This window comes from Staphylococcus sp. HMSC36A10 (assembly GCF_001838845.1).
Classification (GTDB): domain Bacteria; phylum Bacillota; class Bacilli; order Staphylococcales; family Staphylococcaceae; genus Staphylococcus; species Staphylococcus aureus.
On the sequence record NZ_KV839120.1, the window covers coordinates 1 to 1,364 of the forward strand.

Sequence of the window (1,364 nt, forward strand, 5' to 3'; positions counted from 1 at the left end):
ACACATCAATTAGTAAGACGCCAAAAGTAACAGGTAAAGGACAACAATACTTTGTTAACAAGTTTTTAGGAGAAAAACAAACATCTTAAAAGGAGGAACTACAAATGTTACAAAAATTTAGAATCGCTAAAGAAAAAAGTAAATTAAAACTCAATTTACTAAAACATGCAAACAGTAATTTAGAAACAAGAAACAACCCTGAACTGTTGCGAGCAGTTGCAGAGTTGCTTAAAGAGATTAATCGATAAATCCGACAACTAATCATCATTTGAATTTGAAAAACTGGTTAATAGATAGCAAAAATACGCTATAAAAAGTACCGAAATATAAAAAGGAGTATTTATTGGTTCGTTATTAATAAACTTTAATAAAAAGTCCCAAATAGCATTACCGCTTACACCTACAGAACTAGCATTAATAAAACCTAAACTGGAGTGATTAATATGCATTATGTCGACAATTTTTTTACCGCTGTAATTATTGCTTTCATGTTGTTTTTGCTCTACTGGATGGGCAGGATTGATGGATTTAATAAAGGTAGAACTATTAGCTACATCGACATTCAAATTTCTAAGAGCATAAGACATTTTCAAAATATCGTTTTTAGGAATGCTCGTAGATTTTATAAAACTATTAAGAACCTCATTAGAAAATAAATTAGATTTGAACATTGGATGATTCTTAGTTACTTGATGCATATAGGAAGCCCAATTAGATAATTTCGATTGGTTAATTCTAATGCTATTCATAACATTATTAACCGTCGATTGAATTTCCAGAGCGTTCATAACATACGAATTATTCATAGTATTTGCGGCTTTAGCGTAAGCTTCGACAGGCAATTTAGACAAGATAGCTTGATTTTTCTTTATTAAATCTAACTGTCGTTGAGTGAGATTTATATTATTCATAGTTATCACCTCCTTTCACTAGGAGATAACTAAATTATACACAACACAAAAATAAAAAGGAGAAAAAGATATGATAAAAAATAGTTTGCAAGCTAAAGAACTTGCGGTAATTTTATCTGTTTCAAAATCCAAAGCAGGACAAATAATAAGAGAACTGAATAAAGAGCTTGAAGACGAAGGGTACATTGCGATACGAGGCAGAATACCAGTCCAATTAGCTAGAGAAAAATTCCCTTATCACGGCTTGTCAGACGAGAGAATAATGGAGGCGTTGAAAAAAGAAAATGAGTAACATTTATAAAAGCTACCTATTAGCAGTACTGTGCTTCACAGTCTTAGCGATTGTACTTATGCCATTGCTGTACTTCACTACAGCATGGTCAATTGCAGGGTTCGCAAGTATAGCGACATTCATATTTTATAAGGAATACTTTTATGAAGAATAAAAAAACT

Annotated in this window: 4 protein-coding genes and 1 pseudogene; 4 read left to right on the forward strand and 1 reads right to left on the reverse strand. The window is 31.5% G+C overall.

The features are described 5' to 3' along the window. Both HMPREF3247_RS14440 and HMPREF3247_RS08745 read left to right on the forward strand, forming a co-directional pair. Nucleotides 1–89 (forward strand): annotated as a pseudogene (locus HMPREF3247_RS14440) (oxidoreductase); the annotation flags it as partial. A 15-nt stretch (nt 90–104) separates the two neighbouring features. After that, nucleotides 105–248 (forward strand): hypothetical protein, encoded by a 144-nt coding sequence (locus HMPREF3247_RS08745; protein ID WP_000939498.1) that lies wholly within the window; start codon nt 105–107, stop codon nt 246–248. Nucleotides 249–257: 9 nt separating this feature from the next. Here the strand turns inward: HMPREF3247_RS08745 and HMPREF3247_RS08750 are convergent, their stop codons facing one another. Continuing rightward, on the reverse strand, nt 258–911 hold the full coding sequence (locus HMPREF3247_RS08750; protein WP_001556705.1) for a hypothetical protein: 654 nt from the start codon (nt 909–911) through the stop codon (nt 258–260). Between the two features lie 70 nt (nt 912–981). Between HMPREF3247_RS08750 and HMPREF3247_RS08755 the strand changes: the two genes are divergently transcribed. Further along, nucleotides 982–1,203 carry a hypothetical protein gene (locus HMPREF3247_RS08755; RefSeq protein ID WP_000594789.1) on the forward strand — a complete coding sequence of 74 codons (222 nt, stop codon included), beginning with the start codon at nt 982–984 and terminating at the stop codon, nt 1,201–1,203. After that, on the forward strand, nt 1,196–1,357 hold the full coding sequence (locus HMPREF3247_RS08760; RefSeq protein ID WP_000066017.1) for a DUF1270 domain-containing protein: 162 nt from the start codon (nt 1,196–1,198) through the stop codon (nt 1,355–1,357). The genes HMPREF3247_RS08755 and HMPREF3247_RS08760 overlap by 8 nt, the downstream gene beginning before the upstream one ends. The last annotated feature ends 7 nt before the right edge of the window (nt 1,358–1,364 follow it).